A 236-nucleotide genomic window follows, 5' to 3' on the forward strand; every position below is an offset into this window, starting at 1 on the left:
AGTTGAAGAAGGTGCTACTAATGCTAACACTGATCAACCTGCTACTTCTGAAGACTTCTTCCCTAAAGCTAATGTAGTTGAAGAAGGTGCTGACTATGTAGATACTTCTAAAGAAGCTACTTCTGAAGATTTCTTCCCTAAAGCTGATGTAGTTGAAGAAGGTGCTGACTATGTAGATACTTCTAAACCAGCTACTCCTGGTGACTTCTTCGGTCAAAAAGATGAACAAGATGATG

Annotated in this window: 1 protein-coding gene; it reads left to right on the plus strand. The window is 39.4% G+C overall.

Annotated features, from left to right (window positions below; genetic code table 11):
* Window positions 1–236: hypothetical protein (locus CD034_RS11135; protein WP_180991106.1), on the plus strand; the 236-nt coding region annotated here is incomplete at both ends.

Origin of the sequence: Staphylococcus hominis subsp. hominis (assembly GCF_002901845.1) — a bacterium.
Classification (GTDB): Bacteria; Bacillota; Bacilli; order Staphylococcales; family Staphylococcaceae; genus Staphylococcus; species Staphylococcus hominis.